Genomic DNA, 25,198 nt, shown 5'->3' on the forward strand with positions numbered 1-25,198 from the left:
GCGATCGCGAGCAGGCTCGCTCCCACAATGGACTGGGGTTGCGAGCCAATAACTTGAGTGAACGCATGACCTCCCTGACCCTTTCCAATCTCGCCTGGACGCCCCTGGGCCATGGCCATTGCCATCACCAGTTCCAGCTGCGTGACGCCACGTTGCAGGTGGCGGCCGGGGAGTTTGTCGGATTGATCGGCCCCAATGGCAGCGGCAAGACCAGCCTGTTGCGCTGCGCCTATCGCTTCAGCCGGCCGGAACAGGGGGAGGTCAGACTCGAGCATCACAACCTCTGGCAACAATCCTCGCGCTGGTGCGCACAGCGCATCGCCGTGGTGCTGCAAGAGTTTCCCGACGCCTTCGGCCTGACGGTGAAAGAAGTGGTCGCCATGGGTCGCACGCCTCATAAGGGCTTGTTTGATGGCGACAACGAAGAAGACCGCAGATGGGTGCTCCAGGCGTTGGAATCGGCGGGGCTCGAAGGCTTTGGCGATCATGCCTTCGCCACGTTGTCGGGCGGGGAAAAACAGCGGGTGATCCTTGCTCGCGCCCTGGCCCAACAACCGCAGTTGTTGATCCTCGACGAACCGACCAACCACCTCGACCCGCACTATCAATTGCAATTGCTGCAGCTGATCAAGGGGCTGGGCATCGGCACCCTCGCCAGCCTCCACGACCTCAACCTGGCGGCCGCCTTCTGCGATCGCCTGTACGTGATCGAACATGGGCGCATCGTCGCCAGCGGCACGCCCAGGGATGTCCTCACCGCCGAGCTGTTGCGCGAGGTGTTCGGCGTCGAAGCCCTGGTGGACGAACATCCCCTGTCCGGCTACCCACGAATCACTTGGATAACCCAACCATGACCTTGCGCTTGCTGCTGTTGCTACCCCTGCTGCTGGGCAGTGCCCATGCCCTGGCCGAAGCCACCCGCTACCCCTTGACGATCCAGAGCTGCAATCGCCAGGTGGTGTTCAACGAGGCCCCTCGCCACGCCGTCAGCCATGACATCAACATGACGCAGATGATGCTCGCTTTGGGCCTCAAGCCGCGCATGGTCGGCTACAGCGGCATCAGCGGTTGGAAATCGGTGACACCCGAGATGGCGAAGATCCTCGAAGGCCTGCCGGAACTGGCCGCCAAATACCCCTCGGTGGAAACCCTGCTCGATGCCAACGTCGATTTCTTCTTCGCCGGCTGGGACTACGGCATGCGCGTGGGCGGCGACCTGACCCCGCAAACCCTGCAACCACTGGGCATCAACGTGTACGAGTTGACCGAATCCTGCGCCTTCGTGATGAAACGTCCGCCGGCTTCCCTGGAAGACACCTACAACGACCTGCGCAACCTGGGGAAAATTTTCGACGTGCAGGACCGCGCCGATGCGCTGATCGAGACGATGCAGGCCCAGGTGGCCGAGGTGCGCAAGCATCTTCCAACCCAAAGACAGCGCGTGTTCCTGTATGACAGCGGCGAAGATCGCGCCATGACCTCTGGGCGCCTGGGCATGCCCCAGGCCCTGATCGACGCTGCCGGCGGACGCAACATCCTCGATGACGTGGAAACCAGTTGGACCCGGGTGAACTGGGAGAACGTGGTGGAGCGCAACCCCCAGGTCATCGTGATCGTCGACTATGGCGAAGTCAGTGCCGAGCAGAAGCAGCAGTTCTTGCTGGCGAACCCGGCGCTGCAATCGGTGGATGCGATCAAGCACCGGCGCTTCATCGTGATCCCCTACGTGCAGGCCACCCCGGGCATCGATAACGTGCTGGCGGTGCAAACCCTGGCGCGGGGTTTCCACGGCCAATGAACGATCGTCGCTACGCCGCCCTGCTGATGACTCTCGGCGCGCTGTTGCTGGTGTCGTGCGTGGTGTCCCTGGGCTTCGGGCCGGCGCGGGTGCCGGTGGCCGTGGTCTGGGACCTGTTGCTGCACAAGGCCTTCGGTGTCGGCGAGGTGTATTGGACGCCCGGCCAGGAACATATCGTCTGGCTGATACGCGTCCCGCGCCTGCTGCTCGGAGCCCTGGTGGGCGCGGGGCTGGCGTTGATCGGCGCGGTGCTGCAAGCGGTCACGCGCAACCCACTGGCCGATCCGCATCTGCTGGGCGTCACCTCCGGCGCGACCCTGGGTGCGGTGATCGTGGTGTTGCATGTCGGTGAAATCATCGGCCTGCTGACCCTGCCCCTCGCCGCGTTCATCGGTGCATTGCTGAGCATGTTGCTGGTGCTGGCCATCGCTGCCCGCCACGGTCGCCTGGAGAGCGATCGGCTATTGCTATGTGGCGTGGCGGTGTCCTTCGTGATGATGGCGGCGGCCAACCTGCTGTTATTCCTCGGTGATCATCGCGCCAGTTCGGCGGTGATGTTCTGGATGCTCGGTGGCCTGGGCCTGGCGCGCTGGGAACTGCTGGCCGTGCCAGCCGCCAGCGTGCTGTTGGGGCTGGTGTTGCTGCTGGGCATGGCCCGGCCCTTGAACGCGCTGATGGCCGGCGAGCAGACCGCCGTGACCCTGGGCCTGAACGCGGCGAAGGTGCGGCTGTGGATTTTCCTGATCGCGTCCTTGATGACCGGCGTGCTGGTGTCCATCAGCGGCTCGATCGGCTTTGTCGGGTTGATGGTGCCGCACATCGCCAGGCGCCTGGTGGGCGCCGAGCACCGTCGTTTGTTGCCTGCCTGCGTGCTGCTCGGCAGCCTGTTCCTGGTGTGGGTGGACGTGGCGGCCCGCACGCTGATCGCGCCGGAGGATTTGCCGATTGGGGTCGCTACCGCGGCCATCGGCGGGCTTTTCTTCATTGGCTTGATGCGCCGTCGTTGAAAAGATGCTTCTTTTTGTACACGCCGAACAGCTCGGTCCCCAGCCCTCCATGACGAAAATGCTCAAGCTCCGCTCGGACCATATCAATGACCAGCGCCCGATCTTGCGCTTGTTCAAGATTGAAATTTCCACTGTAGGCCAGATTGACCATTCGCCAGAGGAAGCAGTTGGTACGGTAAACATCCACAGGCTTGAGCCAGCGTTCAAGCAGCGCGGTAATGTCCTCGCTTCGAATCCCCTCGAAACACCCAATCGAGTGGTCCTTGTCTGGAATGACTGAATCGACGACCTGGGTATCGGCATTTAACCGATAACGCGCCGGCAAGGCTGAGAACGCCGCATCAGCAGCGACTATCGCGTCGGGCCACAAGCGATTGCCATTACGTCCCACCGCCTCCCCGACACTCCAGAACTCGCCGTCATTTTTCAAACTGCGGGAGATAAAGAACATGACCTTTTCCAGCTCTACCAAATGATGCAATGCCGAAACACAAATAATGACATCCCACTGCTCACCGGTAGGCACCAGGTTGTTCGCATCCGCCACGATCAAGTCGAGGCTGATGCCTGGCGGAAACTGCTTTGCAGCGATCTGCAGCAGGTCCTCATTGATATCCAACAGCGACCACTGCACCCCTTCGGGAATAGCCGCCGACAGGCCCGCCTCTATCCGCGCGGCGCCACTGCAGATCGACAAGACTTTTATTTCCCCATGATCCCTGACTTTCTGGCGCAGCCTCGCTTGGAAATCAGGCGGAGTTTGCGGGACATTCGCCCTCAGGAGACGAGTCGCATAGGAGTAGGCTGCCTCACCTTCGAACGGTTCGAGGATCACAACATCAGCCTGCGCACCACGCTCTGGCGCAGGAGCCATTCCATCCAATCGGCGCACGTTGCGAGCAATGCCCATTGCATTAGCACGCTGTTGTTCCTGCACTTTGGAGTAGAACTCGTTCCGGTAGACGCTACTGAAATGCGCTATCTCGTTTTTCATGCGCATTGTATGATGTGTCTTCGCCAGAAGGGCCTTCATCTCCTCCTCCCTGGCGATGCACAAGTCAGATATCGCTAGCCAGTCGGCGGTAGGATCGTTCTGCGCACCTGGCCCGCACTCTATCAAGAGACGGCCACGTTTGCCGGCCAACCAAGCCAGATCCAGCGTTACCGTCCTGCATTCCGACGGCGTAGGCCCTCCTCCAAAATGAAACATGCCAAGTGGACATTCGGCTTGGGCCCCATCATCCAAAAAAACAAAGGCACAGGTGAGCCCATCCAAACTGATGCTGGGCAGGGCAGCCGAAAAGCGAACGTATAACCTTGAATCAGAAGACACCCTCAGCGTGCTACTTCGAAGGCGTTCACCAGCGGTGAGAATCAGCGAATACCGTCCTTCCCTCAAATGCGTCACATGCATCCATCGGGGATGCTCGGCCCGTCTGACTTCAGGCAGCACGTCAAAAACAGCCGTCTCGTCCAAAAGAAAATGGTTCGCAACGCCAGCGTCATTCAAACGGATTCCCCTACTTCAGAATGGCAGAAGCGTCAGCATAGTCGGGCAGTTGAAAATTTCACCTTGAGTCAACCCCGATCCACGCCCCAATGCGGAGCGGCACATTGCACCAACACCCGCGATACGGTCACTGATGGTGCATTGTCATTTTCCTGCCTCGCCGCCATCCCCGCGTTTCAACGCCTTTCTCCAACTGGGCACACCCCTTGCAAAAGCGCTTCCAGCGTTTGCATCTGCCCTTAAAAATCATAAGTCCACGGAGATCGCACAATGAAGCGTCGTAGCTTGATCAAGGCTTTTACACTCTCGGCAAGCATTGCCGCGATGGGCATGACCTGGACCGTCCAGGCCGCCGAGACCATCAAGGTTGGCATCCTGCATTCGCTGTCCGGGACCATGGCGATCTCCGAGACGTCCCTCAAGGACATGGCGTTGATGACCATCGACGAGATCAACGCCAAGGGTGGGGTCAACGGCAAGAAGCTCGAAGCGGTGGTCGTGGACCCGGCGTCGAACTGGCCGCTGTTCGCCGAAAAGGGCCGGCAATTGCTGACCCAGGACAAGGTCGCCGTGGTGTTCGGCTGCTGGACCTCGGTGTCGCGTAAATCCGTGTTGCCGGTGTTCGAAGAGCTCAATGGCCTGCTGTTCTACCCTGTGCAATACGAAGGCGAAGAAATGTCGCCGAACGTCTTCTACACCGGCGCGGCGCCGAACCAGCAGGCGATTCCGGCGGTGGAATACCTGATGAGCGAAGAAGGCGGCAGCGCCAAGCGCTACTTCCTGCTGGGCACCGACTACGTCTACCCGCGCACCACCAACAAGATCCTGCGCTCGTTCCTGCACTCCAAAGGCGTGGCGGACAAGGACATCGAAGAGGTCTACACCCCATTCGGCCACAGCGATTACCAGACCATCGTGGCCAACATCAAAAAATTCTCGGCCGGCGGCAAGACTGCCGTGATTTCCACCGTCAACGGCGACTCCAACGTGCCGTTCTACAAGGAGCTGGCGAACCAGGGCCTGAAGGCCACCGACGTACCGGTCGTGGCGTTCTCGGTGGGCGAGGAAGAACTGCGCGGCATCGACACCAAACCCTTGATCGGCAACCTGGCGGCGTGGAACTACTTCGAGTCCGTGGATAACCCGGCGAACAAGAAGTTCGTCGACTCCTGGAAAGCCTACGCCAAGGCCAAGAACTTGCCGGGTGCCGACAAAGCCGTGACCAACGACCCGATGGAAGCCACCTACGTCGGCATCCACATGTGGGCCCAAGCGGTGGAAAAAGCCAAGTCCACCGACGTCGACAAAGTCCGCGAAGCCCTGGCCGGCCAGACCTTTGCCGCACCGTCGGGCTACACCCTGACCATGGACAAGACCAACCATCACCTGCACAAGCCCGTGATGATCGGCGAGATCCAGGCCGACGGTCAGTTCAACGTGGTCTGGCAGACCGAAGGGCCGATCCGCGCGCAACCGTGGAGCCCGTTCATCGCCGGCAACGACAAGAAGCCTGACTACGCGGTGAAGAGCAACTGAGCCCATGGGAGTCGGCCCTGATCCCCGGGCCGACACACACCCCTTGTGGGAGCGAGCCTGCTCGCGATAGCAGCGGATCAGCCAGAAGACATGTGACTGACACACCGCTATCGCGAGCAAGCTGGCTCCCACAAAGAAAGAAGTTTGCGCAAGGCCTAGCATATGCCCACCGCCCTTTACCGCCTCATCCTCGCCCTGGCCCTGCTGTTGCCACTGGGCGCCCATGCCGGCGACGCCGAAGACTTCGTCGCCGCCAACCCGACCCAGCAGGCCAAGCTCCTGGAAACCTGGGCCGCGCAGCCGGAGCCTGAGCGTGTCGAACTGATCAACGCCTTGCAGCAAGGCCAGTTGACCGTCGATGGCCAACCCAAGACCCTGCGCCTGAACAACCGCTTGCGAGGGCTGATCGAAACCGCCCTGGCCAGCCATCAACTGCTCGCCGTCGATGCCGGCGTGCGCCTGGCTGCCGCGCAACAGCTGCAAAAAAGCGCCCGCCCGGCGCAACTGGCGTTCCTTGATCGGCAACTGGCCGGCGAGCAGGACGAAGATGTCCACGCCGCCCTGAGCCTGGCCCTGGCGAATTTGCAACTGGTGGACACCAACCCCGCCGTGCGCCTGGCGGCCGTGCGACTGCTGGGGGAAACCGGCGACCCGCTGGCCCGCACTCGCCTCGAAAACCTGCTCGAACCCGGTGTCGAAACCGATGCCGCCGTGCGCACCGCCGCCGAAACCAGCCTCGGCCAGGTCAAGCGCAAACTCCTGATCGGCGAGCTGCTGGGCCAGGCGTTCAGCGGCATGTCCCTGGGCTCGATCCTGCTGCTGGCCGCCCTTGGCCTGGCGATCACCTTTGGCTTGCTGGGGGTGATCAACATGGCCCACGGCGAGATGCTCATGCTCGGCGCCTATTCCACTTATGTGGTGCAGATGCTGTTCCAGCGCTTCGCCCCGAACGCCATCGAGTTCTATCCGCTGATCGCCTTGCCGGTGGCGTTTTTCATCACCGCCGCCATCGGCATGGCCCTGGAACGCACGGTAATCCGCCACCTCTACGGACGGCCCCTGGAAACCCTGCTCGCCACTTGGGGCATCAGCCTGATGCTGATCCAGCTGGTGCGCCTGGTGTTCGGCGCGCAGAACGTGGAAGTCGCCAACCCGGCCTGGCTGTCGGGCGGGATCCAGGTGCTGCCGAACCTGGTGCTGCCGTACAACCGCATCGTGATTATTGCTTTCGCGCTGTTCGTGGTGGTGCTGACCTGGTTGCTGCTGAACAAGACGCGCCTGGGCCTGAACGTGCGCGCCGTGACCCAGAACCGCAACATGGCCGCCTGCTGCGGCGTGCCCACCGGGCAGGTGGACATGCTCGCCTTCGGCCTCGGCTCGGGCATCGCCGGGCTCGGTGGCGTTGCCCTGAGCCAGATCGGCAACGTCGGCCCGGACCTGGGCCAGAGCTACATCATCGACTCGTTCCTGGTGGTAGTGCTCGGCGGCGTCGGCCAGTTGGCCGGCAGTGTGTTCGCCGCGTTCGGCCTGGGCATCGCCAACAAGATCCTCGAACCGCAGATCGGCGCCGTGCTCGGCAAGATCCTGATCCTCGCGCTGATCATTCTGTTTATCCAGAAGCGTCCGCAAGGCCTCTTCGCGCTTAAAGGACGGGTAATCGACTGATGAACCAGCCCCTGATGCTTACGGCCACGCAAAAGGCCGGACCCAAAGTCACCCTCGCCGTCGGCGCGGTGATCCTCGCCGTGCTGCTGAGCCTGCCAGTGTTGTCGCTGTTGGCGGTGGATAACCCGCTGCATGTCTCGGCATATACCCTGACCCTGGTGGGCAAGATCCTCTGCTACGCCATTGTCGCCCTGGCGCTGGACCTGGTCTGGGGCTACGCCGGCTTGCTCTCCCTGGGCCACGGCCTGTTCTTCGCGCTGGGCGGCTACGCCATGGGCATGTACCTGATGCGCCAGGCCGCCGGCGATGGCGTGCCGGCGTTCATGACGTTCCTGTCGTGGACCGAGCTGCCCTGGTACTGGGCCGGCACCGACAGCTTCCTCTGGGCGATGTGCCTGGTGGTGCTGGCGCCGGGCTTGCTGGCGCTGGTGTTCGGTTTCTTCGCCTTCCGCTCGCGGATCAAGGGCGTGTACTTCTCGATCATGACCCAGGCCCTGACCTTCGCCGGGATGTTGCTGTTTTTCCGCAACGAGACCGGCTTTGGCGGCAACAACGGCTTCACCAATTTCCGTTCGATCCTGGGCTTTGGCATCACCGAGCCGGGCACCCGCGCGGTGCTGTTTTTTGCCACAGTGCTGCTGTTGGTGGCGAGCCTGTTCATCGGCTGGCGCCTGGCTCGCAGCAAGTTCGGCCGGGTGCTGACCGCCCTGCGCGACGCGGAAAACCGCCTGATGTTCTGCGGCTACGATCCCCGTGGCTTCAAGCTGTTCGTCTGGGTGTTGAGCGCGGTGTTGTGTGGCCTGGCCGGGGCGCTGTACGTGCCGCAGGTGGGGATCATCAACCCCAGCGAAATGTCGCCGACCAACTCCATCGAGGCCGCCGTGTGGGTGGCGCTCGGCGGGCGCGGCACGCTGATCGGGCCGTTGCTGGGCGCCGGCGTGGTCAACGGCATGAAGAGCTGGTTCACCGTGGCGTTTCCGGAATATTGGCTGTTCTTCCTCGGTGCCCTGTTCATCGTCGTGACCCTGTATCTACCCAAAGGCGTTATCGGGCTGTTGAAGAAAAGGGGCGAACAATGAAAATCACACCGACAGCGGATTTCATGCTCGAACCGATTATTGAACCCCCTCTCGATGCCAATCGGGACCAAGGCAGCAGCCGCGACGCCATTGGCCTCGGCCGGGCCGCCGGCGTAGGCCTGAACACCCGCCACGGCACCATCCTGACCCTGGAAGACATCAGCGTCAGCTTCGACGGTTTCAAGGCGCTGAACGACCTGAACCTGTACATCGGCGTCGGCGAACTGCGCTGCATCATCGGCCCCAACGGCGCCGGCAAGACCACGCTGATGGATGTCATCACCGGCAAGACCCGTCCCAGCCACGGCAAGGCCTGGTTCGGCGAAACCCTCGACCTGACGACCATGAGCGAAGTCGAGATTGCCCAGGCCGGCATCGGGCGCAAGTTCCAGAAGCCGACGGTGTTCGAAGCCCTGAGCGTGTTCGAGAACCTGGAACTGGCGCTCAAGACCGACAAATCGGTGTGGGCCAGCCTGCGGGCGAAGCTGACCGGCGAGCAACGCGACCGCATCAGCGAAGTGCTCGAGAAGATCCGCCTCGCCCCTTCGGTCAACCGCGCCGCCGGGCTGCTGTCCCACGGCCAGAAGCAGTTCCTGGAGATCGGCATGCTGCTGGTGCAGGACCCGCAACTGCTGCTGCTTGACGAGCCGGTGGCGGGCATGACCGACGCGGAAACCGACTTCACCGCCGAGCTGTTCAAATCCCTGGCGGGCAAGCATTCACTGATGGTGGTGGAGCACGACATGGGCTTCGTCGGCGCGATTGCCGACCACGTCACCGTGCTGCACCAGGGCAGCGTGCTGGCCGAAGGGTCGCTGGAACAGGTGCAGGCCGATGAGCGGGTGATCGAGGTGTATCTCGGTCGCTGAGGCGAAAGCAATTGGCTTTTATGTGGGAGCGAGCTTGCTCGCGATAGCGGCGGATCAGCTGGAATGCAATGTAACTGACCCACCGCTATCGCGAGCAAGCTCGCTCCCACAAGGGGCCTGAGGAGAATCTGGAAAATGCTGCAAGTCGACAAGCTGCACCAATACTATGGCGGTAGCCACATCCTGCGCGGCCTGTCGTTCGACGTGAAGGTCGGCGAGGTGACGTGCCTTCTCGGTCGCAACGGCGTGGGCAAGACCACCCTGCTCAAATGCTTGATGGGCCTGCTGCCGGCCAAGGAAGGCGTGGTGAATTGGGAAGGCAAGGCCATCACCACGTTCAAGCCGCATCAGCGGGTCCACGCCGGCATCGCCTATGTGCCGCAGGGCCGGGAAATTTTCGGGCGGCTGACGGTGGAAGAAAACCTGCTGATGGGCCTGTCGCGCTTTCCGGGCTCAGAAGCCAAGGAAGTACCGGCCTTCATCTACGAATTGTTCCCGGTGCTGCTGCAGATGAAACAACGCCGGGGTGGCGACCTGTCCGGCGGCCAGCAACAGCAGCTCGCCATCGGCCGGGCCCTGGCCAGTCGGCCGCGCCTGTTGATTCTCGATGAGCCCACCGAGGGCATCCAACCGTCGGTGATCAAGGAGATCGGCGCGGTGATCAAGAAACTCGCGGCCCGGGGCGACATGGCGATTTTGCTGGTGGAGCAGTTCTACGACTTCGCCGCCGAGCTGGCTGATCAGTACCTGGTGATGTCCCGGGGCGAGATCGTGCAGCAGGGCCGTGGAGAAAATATGGAAGCCGAGGGTGTGCGCGGATTGGTTACGATCTAGTCTGTAGCGTCCCGACGACAATCAGAAAATCATGAATCTACCTGTATCGCCATCCGCCCTGTTCACCCCCAGCTGGCACGCCGAGCTGGACTTGGGCTATGCCCGATTCGGTGATTGCACGCGCCCGGTCCGGCGCCGGCACAAAGGCCCGTTGCGGGTGCAGAAGCACTTGTACGCCGAAGGTTCCGAGGTGTGCCAGCACATCATCGTCCACCCGCCCGGCGGCATTGCCGGTGGGGATCGGTTGGACATTTCGGCCCAGGTCGGCCAGGGCGCCTGGGCGCAATTGACCAGCCCCGGCGCGGCCAAGTGGTACCGCGCCGCCGGCCCGGCGTACCAGCAACTGAGCCTGAGCGTGGCCCCCGGCGCGACCCTGGAATGGCTGCCCCAGGAAACCATCGTCTTCAGCGCGGCCCAGGCCGAACTCAGCACGAACATCGATCTGCAAGGCGACGCCCGCTTGTTCTACTGGGACATCGTTGCCCTCGGTCGGCCGGCCAGCGGCGAGCGGTTCGACGTGGGACACTTTCAGTCGTGGCTGGACATCCGCCGCGACGGCCAGTTGCTCTGGCACGAGCGTCAGCGCATCGCCGGTGGCGATGGGTTGCTCGACTCCCCCATCGGCCTGGGCGGCGACCCGGTGTTAGCCACCTTGCTGGTGACCGGCGAGATCGACAGCGAGCTGCTGGAGCGCTGCCGCTCCCTGGACCATGCCGTGCGTGGCGACCTGACCCAACTGCCCGGCCTGGTCGTGGCACGCTGCCTGGCGAGCGAGGCATTGTTGGCGCGGGGGTGGTTGATTGAGTTGTGGCGGCTCCTGCGCCCGGCGTTGCTTGGTCGAGAGGCTGTGCCACCTAGAATTTGGAGCACCTGAATTTGCTTTTACCTGTGGGAGCGAGCTTGCTCGCGATAGCGGTGTATCAGCCAACCATTATGTTGAATGTTCGATTGCCATCGCGAGCAAGCTCGCTCCCACAAGGGATCGGTGTTTACTGCGAAAAAAATTATCTGCCCCTTATGGATTGCACATGGACCTGACCCCACGCGAAAAAGACAAGCTGCTGATCTTCACCGCCGGCCTCGTCGCCGAGCGGCGACTGGCCCGGGGCTTGAAGCTCAATTACCCAGAGGCCATGGCCTACATTTCCGCCGCGTTGCTCGAAGGCGCCCGCGACGGCCAGACCGTGGCCGAGCTCATGCACTACGGCACCACCTTGCTGAGCCGCGAGCAGGTGATGGAAGGCATCCCGCAAATGATCCCGGAAATCCAGGTAGAGGCGACGTTTCCCGACGGCACCAAACTGGTCACCGTCCACCAACCCATCGTCTGAGGCAACGGCATGACTTATCAGATCCGAGACGCCCAGCACCGCGACCTGCCGGCGATCCGCGACATCTACAACGATGCCGTGCTCAACACCACGGCGATCTGGAACGAGCAGCCCGTGGACCTGGGCAATCGCCAGGCTTGGTTCAGTGCCCGGCGCTCCCAGGGCTACCCGGTACGGGTGGTCATCGATGCCGAGGACAACGTGCTTGGGTATGCCTCGTTCGGCGACTGGCGGCCGTTCGACGGCTTCCGCCACACCGTCGAGCATTCGGTGTACGTCTGCCGGGACCAGCGCGGCAAGGGCCTTGGCCCTGTGCTGATGATTGACCTGATCGAGCGCGCCCGGGCCTGCGGCAAGCACGTCATGGTCGCCGCTATCGAGAGCGGCAACGCGGCGTCGATTCGCCTCCATGAGCGGGCGGGTTTCGTCACCACCGGGCAGATGCCCCAGGTGGGCACCAAGTTCGGCCGTTGGCTGGACCTGACCTTCATGCAGTTGGTCCTCGACCCCGGGGCGCCACCGCCCGCCATGGACAAGGAGTGATACCGATGAACGCCGCCCAGTTGCGTCGAATCCACGCTGAAAGCTTTGCGCATTATCGCCAGGGCCTGGTCGACCTGTTGCTCGACGCCGTGGGTCATGGCGCCAGCGTGGGGTTCATGGCCGACCTGGATGCCGTACAGGCCAGGGCTTATTTCGACGAAGTCCAGGCCAGCCTCAATCAGGGTCACCTGCTGTTGTGGGTGGTGGTCAAGGATGAACAGGTACAGGCCAGCGTCCAGCTCGCCCTGTGCCAGAAGCCCAACGGCCTCAACCGTGCCGAAGTACAAAAACTGCTGGTGCGCGGCGACGCTCGTCGCAGGGGCCTGGGCCAGCAATTGATGAGCGCCCTGGAGCTCGGCGCCCGTCAGCACAAGCGTGGGCTGCTGTACCTCGACACCGAGGCCGGTTCCGAAGCCGAGGCGTTCTACCGCGCCATGGGCTACACCCGCGTCGGAGAACTGCCCGACTACTGCCAGAGCCCGGACGGGACCTATACCCCGACCGCCATCTACTACAAGACTTTGGGACAACCGCAATGATTCCAGGCCAATACCAGGTTCAGCCCGGCGATATCGAGCTCAACGCCGGCCGCCGCACCGTGACGCTGAAGGTCGCCAACAGCGGCGACCGGCCGATCCAGGTCGGGTCGCATTTTCATTTTTTCGAGACCAACGACGCCCTGGCCTTCGACCGCGCCGCCAGCCGTGGCATGCGCCTGAACATCCCGGCCGGCACCGCCGTGCGCTTCGAGCCGGGTCAGAGCCGAGAGGTGGAACTGGTGGACCTGGCCGGGCATCGCCGGGTGTTCGGGTTTGCCGGGCGGATCATGGGCGACCTTTAGGTCATGCGGTGTCTGCTCTGGCCCCATCGCGAGCAAGCTCGCTCCCACAGGGGACCGCGATCAAACTGTGGGAGCGAGCTTGCTCGCGATGAGTGAGCGCAGCGAACGGCTTCAACATTCAATTGAATCTCAAGGCAAGCACATGAAAATCTCCCGCCAAGCCTACGCCGACATGTTCGGCCCCACCGTCGGCGACAAGGTCCGCCTGGCCGACACCGAGCTGTGGATCGAGGTGGAAAAGGATTTCACCACCTACGGCGAAGAGGTGAAATTCGGCGGCGGCAAGGTGATTCGCGATGGCATGGGCCAGAGCCAGCTGTTGGCTGCCGAGGTCGTCGACACGCTGATCACCAACGCGCTGATCATCGACCACTGGGGCATCGTCAAGGCCGACGTCGGCCTCAAAGAGGGACGCATCGCGGCCATCGGCAAGGCCGGCAACCCGGACATCCAGCCCGACGTCACCATCGCCATCGGCGCCAGCACCGAAGTGATTGCCGGCGAAGGCATGATCCTCACCGCTGGTGGCATCGACACCCACATCCACTTCATCTGCCCGCAGCAGATCGAAGAAGCCCTGATGAGCGGCGTCACCACCATGATCGGCGGCGGCACGGGCCCGGCCACCGGGACCAACGCCACCACCTGCACCTCCGGGCCGTGGCACCTGGCGCGCATGCTGCAGGCCGCCGATGCCTTCCCGATGAACATGGGCTTCACCGGCAAGGGCAACGCCAGTCTGCCGGAACCGCTGGTCGAACAGGTCAAGGCCGGCGCCATCGGCCTGAAGCTGCACGAAGACTGGGGCACCACGCCGGCGGCCATCGACAACTGCCTCAGCGTGGCCGACCAGTACGACGTGCAGGTGGCGATCCACACCGACACCCTCAACGAGTCCGGTTTCGTCGAGACCACCCTGGCCGCGTTCAAGGGCCGCACCATCCACACCTACCACACCGAAGGCGCCGGTGGCGGCCATGCGCCGGACATCATCAAGGCCTGCGGTTTCCCCAACGTGCTGCCCAGCTCCACCAACCCGACCCGGCCGTTCACCCGCAACACCATCGACGAACACTTGGACATGCTGATGGTCTGCCACCACCTGGACCCGAGCATCGCCGAGGACGTGGCGTTCGCCGAAAGCCGTATCCGACGCGAGACCATCGCCGCCGAAGACATCCTCCACGACCTCGGCGCCTTCTCCATGATCAGCTCCGACAGCCAGGCCATGGGCCGCGTTGGCGAAGTGATCACGCGCACCTGGCAGACCGCCGACAAGATGAAAAAGCAACGCGGCGCCCTGCCCGGCGACGGCGAAGGCAACGACAACTTCCGCATCAAGCGCTACATCGCCAAGTACACCATCAACCCGGCGATCACCCACGGCATCAGCCATGAAGTGGGTTCCATCGAAGTGGGCAAGTGGGCCGATCTGGTGCTGTGGCGCCCGGCATTCTTTGGCGTCAAGCCGACGCTCATTCTCAAGGGCGGAGCGATTGCCGCCAGCCTGATGGGGGACGCCAACGCCTCGATCCCGACGCCGCAGCCGGTGCATTACCGGCCGATGTTCGCCAGCTACGGCGGCTCGCGACACGCCACCAGCCTGACGTTCATCAGCCAGGCCGCCGCCGAGGCCGGGCTGCCGGAACAGCTTGGGCTCAAGAAAAGAATCGCCGTGGTCAAAGGCTGCCGCGACGTGCAGAAAACCGACCTGATCCACAACGACTACCTGCCGAGCATCGACGTCGACCCGCAGACCTATCAGGTCAAGGCCGACGGCGTGCTGCTGTGGTGTGAACCGGCCGACGTGTTGCCGATGGCGCAGCGCTATTTCCTGTTCTGAACAGAGCCGGCGGCGAGAAGGCAAGTGCCCTCGCCGCCGGTTCGTCTTACAGGTCTGTACTCTCCTGGGGCGAATCCAGTTCATCCTGGGTCAACGACTGGATCAGCTCCGCTTCCTTGACCCTTTGCTGCAAGCCCAGCGCCTCGGTTCGACTGTTGTAGTCAGCTTCCTCCAGGGTTCCGTCCGCTTTCTGCTCATCCAGCGCCAGCAGGTCCTCAGTGAGGGCGTAGGTCAACGCCTGGAAATCTGCCGCATGCTGCTGCTTCAAGTAGTCGATCCAGAAATCACGGCCCACCAGTGACTGCATCTCTTGGGGCGAGCCGTCCAGGGCCAGGACCTCGGCGGCAGCGGCATCGAGCATGGCGCTGGAAACGTTCCCCAGGTTGGTGAAGCGTCCCCCTCCCGGTTGCCCCGGCAGCTCCAGCCGATCCCTGAGCCCCGTACGATAGGCCAAGCGGACCTCGACTTCTTCGATCAGCCTGATCAGCTCGGTCTTTTGCGCGGCTGTGAGCCCCTCACGGCCGTTGATTGCATCACGGCGCCCCTGGATGTCCCGCAGGGCAATCCGCTCCACTTCATCCAGCCGGAATAATCCCTTGGCCAAGCGAATCAGCGTGGCAGCCTCATCCCCTTCCACCGACAGGGCCTTGGCGTTGTGGATCATCATCTTTATTTCCAGGTTGCTGAATGACAACGAAGCCCGATCTTCACAGGCCGGCTCGCCGGCCAGTTCGAACAGCTCACGACGCAATTCAGTGGAATCCCTGGCAGCCTCCAGCATCTGCCAGACGCGGGCCTGCAGGTCCGAATAGTCAGCCACGTCCTGATAGGACCCGATCAACCGACTCAGCAACTGGAAGAACTCCCCGGATTGCGGATCTGCCTGCAGGCACCGCCACAGGGCCTTTTTATCCTCTCGTTGTTCGGACGGCAGATCACGCAGCCATGGCCGCACGTCTGGCCGCATGCTTACCACAGCGTTGGCCGCCAGCTGGAGTGTTCCTGGCCTGCGCGGGGCGACCCAGTCGGGATGGGCCTGCTGTAGGTTCGCCCAATATTCGCGCAAGCGCTGCCCAGTCGCCTCGCTCATCGGATTGCCCTGGATAAAGGTCACGCCATTGAGCCGGGCCATGGCGTGGGCTTGGTCGGCGGGCGGATCGATCACGTGTGCCGGCACTTCGGTCAGTTGGTTGGCGCGCAAGTCCAGCTCCTCCAGCGGCTGTTCCAGCAGGCCCGTGGGCCAGGTGTCGATCCTGGTGTTTCGAAGCGACAGCTCCGTCAGGGCCGGCATGGTGCCGAAGTCCGGCAAACGACCCAGTGGATTGTCGTGGAGGGTAAGGAATTCCATGGCGGGCAGGCCGGCCAGGATCTCAACACCACGCGGCGTCAGGCCGATCTGGTTCGATGCGAGCGTGAGGTTGCTCAGACGGGGCATTGCCGCCAACGCCTCAGGCAGCTCGGTCAGGTTGTTATGGCTCATGTCCAACCAACGAAGGGCAGGAAAGCGCGTGAGGAAACCGTTGCAGGTTTGTTGCGATAACCCCACGTTATAAAGTTTCAGGAAGGTCACGTGACTGAAATCAGCCGACAATTGCGGCAACGACCTCACATGCATCCAGCTCAAATCAAGCTCATACCCGACACGCCGGCCGTCGACCACGCTGATAGCCCGGGACTGGCGTCTCCAGCATTTACGGATACGATCGGCAGTGATCTGCTTGACTCTTCGCCATGACGCGGATAAGTCGTCGTTCCCATCATCCGTCTCGGTGGAAGCGACCCAACGGTCCAGCTCGTTGCGCAACGTACGGTACTCGGTTTCAAGGCGCCCGATCTCCGCGGCCGCTCCGTCGCCCAATTCCCGCACAAAGACCCGGGCTTCCTGAGGGGAATAATCGGGGAACAAATTTCGCACCCGTCTTTCCGGCGACCGGCCCAGGCGCAGCCATTCCAGCGGCCCGCCCAATGGATAGCCGTATCTGCCCGAGGCCAGGCGCATTGGCGACACGAGCAACGGTTTGACTGCCGGCATCTTCAAGACCTTTGCCAATGAACCCCGCCTCACCGGCGCCGCGCCGATAGCCGTCTTCAGCAACGCGCCATGATGAATCGAGGGGCGGCCCATGGCCTGGCGCTCGGCGTCCGGAAGGGCATGTTGCAAGGCGGTATAGAAGCTTCCCTGGCCGCTCAGGTCGTTGCCACTGTCGTCATGGGCTTGATAGAGACCGTCACGCTTGACCAGGATCTTGACCTGGGTCGAGTCCTCCGGCCCGATACTGTCGATCAACCGCCCTGAGGTGAAATCTTCCCGCAGTTCGATGCGTACCGTATCGCTCCAGCCTGGCAAGCTCTTGAGCGTCGCCAACGCCAGCCGGGGAGTGTCCGCCATGGCCAGGCTCTCGTGGTACAGGCCTTCATAGGCCCGGTTCAAACGGATCGCCCGCTGGAAGTGACGCAGTTCCTCGGCGATGCGCAGCGGGATGGGTTTGGTCTGTGTGGCATCGGTGTAGTCCCAGCCCGCCATCTGCTCGACTTCCGCGGGGCTGGCGTGGGTCAATACTTGGTCGATGGCAGCCGCCGGAACCGAAGGGAAACGGGATTTGATCAGCCTGACACGTGGATCTTGCGACACATCGCCCTTGGCGTAGTGGTCGTTGATCAATTGGCTTTTCTCACGCACCGCCACTTTTAGAAGATTCTTGCGAAACTGCTGGACCCGCGCGGGCATGTCGGTTTTCGCAATCGGCGGGCGCGTGCTGGCCAACAAATCGCTCCCCGCCACATCCACGGCCTTGATCAGGTTTTCAGGAAATGCCGAGGAATGAACTTCTTGATCACTGACGATGACTTCATGGACGGTAGACACTTCATCGGATCGCGGGGCGTATTTCCAAAGAGCCTTGCCTGAGCTGTCGATCACCTTCAGCTTCAAGCCTTTGGGCCATGGGCCGTAGCCGGTGAGCAAATGCAGCTGGGTCATCGAATCGGCTTTTTCATACTCCAGCGGATCCTCGCTGTGCATATGCAGGAGAAAATCATCCACCTGGCGCGCGATACTGAAGCGCTTGATCGTGTCCTCCAGCAAGACAGGAGCCGGTTCCCCCTCGGCATGCATGCGCCGCAGCGCATCCTCGCTGGTGCCGCTGACGGTACGTATCTGTTCGAGCTCAACGTCGCTAAAACCCCTGACGCGATGGCCAAGCCGGCGCATGAGGGTCGCTCCCTCCCAGGTCCGCGGCTGCTCCAGTTCATGGTTCCAGGCCCCGCTGCCGTTGTGGGTCAGCTCGGGCTGATAGGCATCGGGTCGGGCCGGATGGCGAATGCGATAGCGCCCGGTGGCTGGTTCCTGCCGGACTTCGTAGTGGCTTTCATCCAACGGCAAGACGTCGCGACCGTTGACACGGTGCAGTCCCAGGTCATCCGGCGCCGAGTTCGCGGGCGGCTCCAGCGCGCTCTGGTAGGGCGTTAGGTCGGGGCGCCAAAGACGCGGTTCTCCATTGGGCAAGGTGACGGGCGTTAACTGATCCACCGTCGTGGAGGGCATGATGCGCGGAAGCACCTTGGCGCCCGCTGCCATGAACGCCGCGTTGAGCGCCAGGCTTGAAAAATGCCCCCACATTTCCTTGATTTCACCCTGTTCGAACGCCTCGACGCCTTCGAACGCCTCGTACAGCATCTGCAACGCCCACACCGCCATCATCACCTGCCCGAGCCCGGGGACCACGAACGCGGCCATGTTGAGCACATCGACGACCGTGTTTTCCCAGCTTTCCAGGCGCGCCAGACGCGCCTTATTGTCTTCATCACCGGTGGGCACCGCCGCCGTTCGCGCGTCCTGGAGAATCTTGCGCAATTGATTTTGACGCAGCGTCTCCCACAAGGCGCCACGGATATCGGAGGCGCTCATCGGCAGCCTGGGCGGATCCGATTTGAGCAGGAAGTCGCCCTTGGCATCGCCCTGCGACGCGGGCTTGAAGAGGCGATTGAAGCGTTCGAAAAACGCGCCTTGCTCACCCAGCGGCACGAAGCGGCTGAAAAAGCGACGGTAGTCGATACGGTGCAGGCGGCGCCGCAACTCGACCATGAACTCGACGCTGGAGGCGTACTCTTTCACCGGGTGTTCAGGATCGTCGGGAAGGTACAGCACGACGCGCTCCAGGCGGTTGCTTTTCTCGCGCTCCGGCCCGATCAGCAAAGGGCCGACCAGCTCTATGTCAAAGACCTTCAACGACGTGAACGTCACCGCGCGCCCGTCCAGTTCGCCTGCCGGTTGATCAGCGACCACCCGTTGCAGCATGCGGTACGTGTCCTGCCGGATGTCGCCCTTGGCCTGGGCGATCTCGGTACTGATTGCCAACAACTGCTTGTGGTGCTCGCGCAGCTGGTTGTCCAGCCGCTCGCGGGCCTGATTATCGTCCGGTTGCACAATGGCCTTGACGTGTTCCTGATACTGGCGCCCCAAGTCCAGTTTGCGGCACAACTTGATGAACGCTCCAGGGGCGATCGGCAACTTCCCCGCTTGCACCGATTCCAGGGTATGGGCCAGGGTGCCATCGGCAGACACCGGTGTCGTCGTGATCAGATGGCAGTCATCGCAGTCGAGCTTGCGTTCTTCGTCAGGCTCGAAATTCGCCAGCGCGACCTCCAATAGCGAGCCGCCCCGGTATTGGTAAGTATCGTAGGCCTCGCCCGTTAGACGGTGGAGCAGGTTGGCCCCCAGGTCGGTACGTGTCTTGACGGCGAATTTGCGGGCAAAATAAACCTCCCTGACCTTGAGCGTACGCCGGAAGGTTTGCTGGATGGCCTGAGTGAGCAAGGGGTCGGCAAAGTCCCGTATATCCTGGACGTTGCCCAGCGCATAGTCGACCTGGTTGAAAATCTTGCAGTACTGCGCGTGGCTGTTCTTGAGGCTGGCCAAGGTCTGGTGGGAAGCGTTCAGGTACCAATGTGGAATGTCCAGCTCATGATCGCGCAGCGCCTGCTGGCGCTGCACGGTGGCGTTCATGTAGCAATCGGGAATGCGCCCCTTGAGCAAATCGTAATGCTCGCCCTTTTCCTGGGAGGTCGGGGGCGTATCGGTCTTGGCGGCTGTAGGGTCTGGCATATCGGGTCGTCCTTGAGGTTGGAAAACCCGAGCCTATCCCTTGCCGGCAGCCTGGATGCGGTAACTATTTATCGCTTTTTCGACGAGTCATGACGGGGGTGCCCCCTATCGCAGTGACCGCATCCTCGACCCAGGTCCGCCCTACAGGTCGGTACTTTCCTGCGCCTCCAGTTGTTGCTCCGTCAACGACTGGACCAGCTCCGCCTCCTTGACCCGGTGCTGCAAGCCCAGTGCCTCGGATTGGCTGGCATGGTCAGCCTCCTCCAGGGTCCCCGCCGCTTTCGCCTCATCGAGTTCAAGCTGCCGGATAACCAGCGTGTCAGCCAAGGTCTCGAAGGCCGGTTGATGCTGTTGTTTCAAGAAGTCGACCCAGAACTCCCGTCCGACGATCGACTGCAGCAGGCGGGGCGAATCATCCAGCGCCATTATCTGCTTCGCCGCGTCATCGAGCATCTGCGGGGTGACGTTACCCATGTGAATAAATCGCCCGCCTTCGGGCTGGCCCGGTAGCGCCAGCCGGTCCTTGAGCCCCACGCGGTAGGCCAGGCGCACCTCGACTTCTTCTATGTTCTGCAGTTGCCGGGCTCTCTGGGCGGGCGTCAGGTCCGACCGGACAGTGATGGCGTCACGTCGTTTCTGAATATCCTGGAGCGCGATGCGCTCCACTTCGTCGAGACGAAACAAACCCTTCGCCAGCCTGATCAACGTTGTCGCTTCTTCCTCGCCGCTCGCTGCGGCCTTGGCGTTGTGGATCATCAATCGGATTTCCAAATAGCTGAACGACAACGCGGCGCGGTCTTCGCATGCCGGCGCTCCCGCCAGTTCGAACAATTCCCCACGCAGCTCAGTGGAACCAGCGGCGGCTTCCAGCATTTGCCAGACACGCAACTGGAGGTCAGCGTAGTTTTCTTCGCCCTGATAGGAGGTGGCCAGGCGGCTCAACAGTTCAAAGAATTCGCCGGATTGCGGCTCACTCGCCAGGCTTTGCCACAACGCGCGTTTTTCCGATAATTGGCCGGAGGGCAGGTTTTCCAGCCATTGCTGCACGTTGGCTGCCGTTCCCGTGGCCGCGTGGCCAAACGCCCCGTGTTGACGCACGGTCACCCACTCAGGATGGTCCTGCAACAGGCCGGCCCAGTAATCACCCAGGCGCTGCTGGGTCGCTTCGCTCAGTGGATTGCCCTGGAGGAAGGTCACGCCGTTGACGCGGGCCGTGGCATGGGCGTTCTCGGCCGTTGGCGCGACCCGTTCGTCCGGAACGTCGGTCAGCCGGTTGTCGCGCAAATCAACGAACTCCAGCGGCAAGCCTTGCAGGCCGACGGGCCAGGTGTCGATCCCGGTGCCCTTGAGCCCCAAGCCGCGCAGATCGCGCATGTGGCGAAAATCCGGCAGTCGGCCCACGGGGTTGTTCGTCAGCTCGAGGACTTTGAGTTGGGCAAGTCCCTCCAAGATCTCAACGCCTCGGGGCGTCAGGCTGATGTGGTTGTCTACGAGCAACAGCTTGGTCAAGCCATTCATCGTTTCCACGGCGGGGGGAATCTCGGTCAATCGGTTATTGGACAAGTCCAGCCAGCGAAGCGCGGAGAACCCCGAGAGAAAACTCTCGCAGGCCTGCTGCGTCAACGCCATGCCTCCCAACCTCAGCGACGCCACATGACTGAAATCGGCCGTCAGATCGGGCAGGTGCCCGACACTCAACCGGCCCAGGTCAAGCTGATACCCCGCGGTGCGGCCTTCGGATGTACGCACGGTCGGCGTCTGGCGCCTCCAGCAGCGCTTGATTTGCTCAGCCACCCCACGTTTGCGCGCTAGTGGCACCTGTTGGACGCGATCGTCGCCGGTGTCGATCCATGTGGTAGCACTGGCCCAACGGTCAAGGTCGCGTTCAAGCATGTCCAGCTCGACCTTGCGGCGCTTGAGTTCCGCCACGGCGCCCTCGCCCAAGGAACGCACCAACGCCCGGGCTTGCTCATTCGTGAAGTTCGGGTACAACTCCAGCACTCGACTTTCCGGCGAACGCCCCAGACCCAAAAGCCCTCGCAGCCCGCTCAACGGGTAACCGATCTTGCCCGACACCAGGCGCATCGGTGAGCGGAACGAGGATCGGGTGGTTTGCATCTTCAATACCCGCGCCAGCGAGCTGCGTTCCAACGGCGTGGCGCCGATCGCCGCTTCCAGCGAAGCGGCGTGATGGATCGAAGGACGCCCCATGGCTGCTCGCTCGGCATCCGGAAGGGCGTGTTGCAACGCGTCAAAGACATTGCCCCAATGGCTCAACTCATTGCCCCCGTCATCAAAGGCCTTGTAGCGGTCGCCGTCCCTGACCACCACCTTGGTTTGTTCCGCGTCCACTGGCCCGATGCTGTCGATCAAGTTGCCTGCCCCATGGTCATCACGTAGTTCGATGCGCACCGTGTCGCTCCAGCCGGGCAAGGTCTGGAGGGTCGCCAGCGCCAGCCGGGGCGTGTCCGCCGTGGCCAGCGCCGGCTGGTACAGGCCTTCATAGGCACGGTTCAATCGCACCGCTCGCTGGCAAAGGCGCAGTTCCTCGGCAATACGCAGCGGGATGGGTTTGGTCTGGGTGGCGTCGGTGTAATTCCAGGCCGCCATCTGCCGAAGTTCGGCGGTGCTGGCGTGGGCGATCATCTGTTCAATGGCCACGGTCGGGACCGAGGGGAAACGGGATTTGATCAGTGTGACACGAGCGTCGTCCGGTACTTGATGCCTGGCATAGTAATCGCTCAGCAGGTTCGCCTTTTCCAGCCTCGCCACCTCGGCGAGGTTCTTTCTGAACTGGCGGATTCGAGCCTCCATGTTCGTTTTGGCGATCGGCGGGCTCGTACCGGCCAGCAGGTCCTTACCGGCCGCGTCCACGACCTCGATCAGATTTTTTAACACCGATGGCGTGCGTACTTTCTCCTCGGGGAGGATCACATCGCGAACTGGAGCCGCCCCGTCCGAAGGTCGGGCGTATTGCCAAAGCGTCTTGCCCGTCCCGTCCACCACCTTCAACCTCAGCCCGCTGGGCCACGGACCGTAGCCGGCGAGCAGGTGCAACTGGGTCATGGGATCGGCTTGGTCCTGTTGCAACGGTTCCTCGCTCTGCAGTTGGCCGATGAAGATGTCGACGTGTCGGGCCAGGTCAAAGCGCTGGATGGTATCGGCCAGCAAAGCGGGCATTGGCTCGCCTTCCACGTGCAGGCGTCGCAGCGCGTCCTCCGTGATGCCGCTGGCGATACGGATCTGGTCAAGCTCGACATCACTGAAGTCCTTGAGGCGATGGCCGAGCCTGCGCATCAGCGTTGTTCCTTGCCAGCCTTGCGGCCGCTCCAGCTCATGGCTCCAGGCGCCGCTGCCGTTATGGGTCAACTTGGGCTGATAAGCCTGCGGCCGGGAAGGATGGCGAATGCGATAACGGTGAGTGACCGGATCCTGTTGCACCTCGTAATACTGATCGTCCAGCGGCAGGATCGTCCGACCCGACACTGGGTACAGCCCTTGGGCGTCCGGGACCACGCCCTCCGGTGGGCGCAATGGGCTGCGGTAGGGGACAAGGTCCGGTTGCCAGAGACGTGCTTGCCCGTTGGGCCGTTCCACCGCCTCCAATTGATCCACCCGGACCGATGCCTGGATCTTGGGCAGCACTTTGGCGCCCGCGGCGATAAACGCGGTATTGAGCGCCACACTGGAAAAATGCGCCCACATCTCCTTGGTCTCCCCCTGCTCGAACGCCTCGATCCCTTCGAACGCTTCTTCGAACATCTGCACGGCCGCCACGGTCAGCATCAGCGGCCCCAACGCGGGCACCACGAACGCCAGTTGGTTGAGCACGTCGATCACCGTGTTCTTCCAACTCTCCAGGCGCGCCAGACGGGCAACCTTGTCTTCATCGGCGGTGGGCACCGCCACCGCTCGCGCGTCCATCTCGATCTTCTGGAGTTGTTCGCGGCGCAAGGCTTCCCACAGGGCGCCGGTGATGGGCGACGAAGCCATGCGCAAATTTTTCAACGAGGGCTTGAGCGGATAGTCGGACTGCGCATCGGCCTGGGGAGACGGTTGGTAGAGCTGGTCGAACTGCTTGAAAAAAGTCCCTTGCTGGCTCAGCGGTATAAAGCGACTGAAGAACCGCCGATAGGCGATGCCATGGAGGCGTCGGCGCAGTTCAATCATGAACTCGGTACTGGACGCGTATTCCTTGAGCGGGTGCTCGGGATCGCCCGGGAGATACGCCACCATTCGCTCCAGGCGCCGGGTCTTTTCGCGGTCGGGGCCGATCAGCAGCGGGCCGACCAGTTCGACGTCGAAGATTTTCAGCGAAGTGAATGTCACCGGCCGCCCGTCGAGCATGACCCCGTCGTGATTGCCAATCACTTGCTGCAACATCTGGTACGTGTCCTGGCTGATGTCCGCCTTGGCACAGGCGACTTCGACACTCAGCGCCAACGATTGTTTGTGGTGATCACGCAGTTGCTGGTCGAGCCGCTTGCGAGCGTCGTCGTCAGCGGGTCGGGCAATGGCGCGAATGTGTTGCTGGTAGCGCCGTCCGAGGTCCAGTTTGCGGCACAGCCTGGCAAAGGCGTGCGGGGCGATTGGCAATGCCCCCGCCCGGACGGCTTCCAGCGTGGACTTAGCCGTACCACTGGCGGACAGTGACGTGGTGGTGATGACATGGCAGCCGTCGCAATCGAGCTTAAGCTCTTCGTCGGGTTCGAAGTTCGCCAGCGCGGTTTCCAACAACGAAGCGCCTCGATATTCGTAGGTATCCCAGGCCTCTCCCGTCAGACGGTGAAGCAGCGTGCTGCCCAGGTCCTTGCGTGTCTTGAGGCCGTACTGGCGCGCGTAATAAACCGCCTCCACGTCCAGTGTTCGCTTGAATTCCTCCTGGATGGCCTGGGTCAGTAGCGGTTTGGCAAAGGCCCGGATGTCCTCGATGCTGCCCAAGGCACTGTCGATCAGGTTCAAGCTGTCGCGGTAGCGCGCATGCTGTTCCTTGAGACGGATTCGGGTTGCGTGGGAAGCCTTCGCGTACCAGGCCGGGAGTTCCAGGTCGTGGTCGCTCAACGCTTGCTGGCGCCGCAGGGCGGCCCCGATGTACCAATCGGGAACTCGCTGCTTGAGCAGGTCGAAGTGGACGCCGCGACTTTCAGGCCGCGGCGTCATGCCGGGGTCGGCAATGGCAGGAATAGGTATTGGCATGCGGATCATCCTTGAGAGTGGAAAACCCGAGCCTACCCAGTG

The 25,198-nt window shown here is 62.5% G+C and carries 17 protein-coding genes; 14 read left to right on the forward strand and 3 right to left on the reverse strand.

Annotated elements, in window-relative coordinates:
- The first annotated feature begins 65 nt into the window (after positions 1–65).
- The 3 genes from J3P92_RS22290 to J3P92_RS22300 are packed head-to-tail and all read left to right on the forward strand — an operon-like array spanning position 66 to position 2,805.
- Positions 66–854, forward strand: coding sequence for an ABC transporter ATP-binding protein (locus J3P92_RS22290; protein ID WP_434608005.1), 789 nt, complete (start codon positions 66–68; stop codon positions 852–854).
- Positions 851–1,798 (forward strand): ABC transporter substrate-binding protein, encoded by a 948-nt coding sequence (locus J3P92_RS22295; RefSeq protein ID WP_434608007.1) that lies wholly within the window; start codon positions 851–853, stop codon positions 1,796–1,798. Before J3P92_RS22290 ends, J3P92_RS22295 begins: the two co-directional genes overlap by 4 nt.
- Positions 1,795–2,805: a FecCD family ABC transporter permease gene (locus J3P92_RS22300; RefSeq protein ID WP_434608009.1), complete on the forward strand. Its 1,011-nt coding sequence runs from the start codon at positions 1,795–1,797 to the stop codon at positions 2,803–2,805. Before J3P92_RS22295 ends, J3P92_RS22300 begins: the two co-directional genes overlap by 4 nt.
- Here J3P92_RS22300 and J3P92_RS22305 read toward each other — a convergent pair.
- Positions 2,780–4,315 carry a class I SAM-dependent methyltransferase gene (locus J3P92_RS22305; protein WP_434649076.1) on the reverse strand — a complete coding sequence of 512 codons (1,536 nt, stop codon included), beginning with the start codon at positions 4,313–4,315 and terminating at the stop codon, positions 2,780–2,782. The two genes, J3P92_RS22300 and J3P92_RS22305, sit on opposite strands and share 26 nt — an antisense overlap.
- A 270-nt stretch (positions 4,316–4,585) precedes the next feature.
- On the opposite strand from J3P92_RS22305, the gene urtA reads away from it, so the two are divergent.
- The 11 genes from urtA to ureC all read left to right on the forward strand — a co-directional run bounded on the left by urtA (position 4,586) and on the right by ureC (position 14,856).
- Complete coding sequence (gene urtA / locus J3P92_RS22310; protein WP_420766250.1) at positions 4,586–5,851, forward strand: urea ABC transporter substrate-binding protein; 1,266 nt, start codon at positions 4,586–4,588, stop codon at positions 5,849–5,851.
- Between the two features lie 162 nt (positions 5,852–6,013).
- Complete coding sequence (gene urtB / locus J3P92_RS22315; RefSeq protein WP_434649078.1) at positions 6,014–7,516, forward strand: urea ABC transporter permease subunit UrtB; 1,503 nt, start codon at positions 6,014–6,016, stop codon at positions 7,514–7,516.
- Positions 7,516–8,595, forward strand: a complete 1,080-nt coding sequence (gene urtC, locus J3P92_RS22320; RefSeq protein WP_420766248.1) for an urea ABC transporter permease subunit UrtC — start codon at positions 7,516–7,518, stop codon at positions 8,593–8,595. The genes urtB and urtC overlap by 1 nt, the downstream gene beginning before the upstream one ends.
- On the forward strand, positions 8,592–9,464 hold the full coding sequence (gene urtD, locus J3P92_RS22325; RefSeq protein ID WP_434649080.1) for an urea ABC transporter ATP-binding protein UrtD: 873 nt from the start codon (positions 8,592–8,594) through the stop codon (positions 9,462–9,464). Before urtC ends, urtD begins: the two co-directional genes overlap by 4 nt.
- Positions 9,465–9,599: 135 nt before the next feature.
- Positions 9,600–10,298 (forward strand): urea ABC transporter ATP-binding subunit UrtE, encoded by a 699-nt coding sequence (urtE, locus tag J3P92_RS22330; RefSeq protein ID WP_434560905.1) that lies wholly within the window; start codon positions 9,600–9,602, stop codon positions 10,296–10,298.
- Positions 10,299–10,329: 31 nt separating this feature from the next.
- Positions 10,330–11,172, forward strand: a complete 843-nt coding sequence (locus J3P92_RS22335; protein ID WP_434649081.1) for an urease accessory protein UreD — start codon at positions 10,330–10,332, stop codon at positions 11,170–11,172.
- Positions 11,173–11,326: 154 nt separating this feature from the next.
- On the forward strand, positions 11,327–11,629 hold the full coding sequence (gene ureA, locus J3P92_RS22340) for an urease subunit gamma (protein ID WP_420766244.1): 303 nt from the start codon (positions 11,327–11,329) through the stop codon (positions 11,627–11,629).
- Positions 11,630–11,638: 9 nt separating this feature from the next.
- Positions 11,639–12,172, forward strand: a complete 534-nt coding sequence (locus tag J3P92_RS22345) for a GNAT family N-acetyltransferase (protein ID WP_434649083.1) — start codon at positions 11,639–11,641, stop codon at positions 12,170–12,172.
- A 5-nt stretch (positions 12,173–12,177) separates the two neighbouring features.
- Positions 12,178–12,711: a GNAT family N-acetyltransferase gene (locus J3P92_RS22350; protein WP_434560911.1), complete on the forward strand. Its 534-nt coding sequence runs from the start codon at positions 12,178–12,180 to the stop codon at positions 12,709–12,711.
- On the forward strand, positions 12,708–13,013 hold the full coding sequence (locus J3P92_RS22355; RefSeq protein ID WP_420766241.1) for an urease subunit beta: 306 nt from the start codon (positions 12,708–12,710) through the stop codon (positions 13,011–13,013). The genes J3P92_RS22350 and J3P92_RS22355 overlap by 4 nt, the downstream gene beginning before the upstream one ends.
- A 142-nt stretch (positions 13,014–13,155) precedes the next feature.
- Entirely contained in the window at positions 13,156–14,856 is a 1,701-nt protein-coding gene (ureC, locus tag J3P92_RS22360; RefSeq protein WP_434608025.1) for an urease subunit alpha, read from the forward strand.
- Between the two features lie 46 nt (positions 14,857–14,902).
- On the opposite strand, the gene J3P92_RS22365 is transcribed toward ureC, so the two are convergent.
- Together J3P92_RS22365 and J3P92_RS22370 are read right to left on the reverse strand one after the other, a co-directional pair.
- Positions 14,903–19,960: an NEL-type E3 ubiquitin ligase domain-containing protein gene (locus J3P92_RS22365; RefSeq protein WP_434649084.1), complete on the reverse strand. Its 5,058-nt coding sequence runs from the start codon at positions 19,958–19,960 to the stop codon at positions 14,903–14,905.
- Positions 19,961–20,101: 141 nt separating this feature from the next.
- On the reverse strand, positions 20,102–25,156 hold the full coding sequence (locus J3P92_RS22370) for an NEL-type E3 ubiquitin ligase domain-containing protein (protein WP_434649085.1): 5,055 nt from the start codon (positions 25,154–25,156) through the stop codon (positions 20,102–20,104).
- Between the last annotated feature and the right edge of the window lie 42 nt (positions 25,157–25,198).

It is taken from the genome of Pseudomonas sp. D3-27, from assembly GCF_051132165.1.
GTDB lineage: Bacteria > Pseudomonadota > Gammaproteobacteria > Pseudomonadales > Pseudomonadaceae > Aquipseudomonas.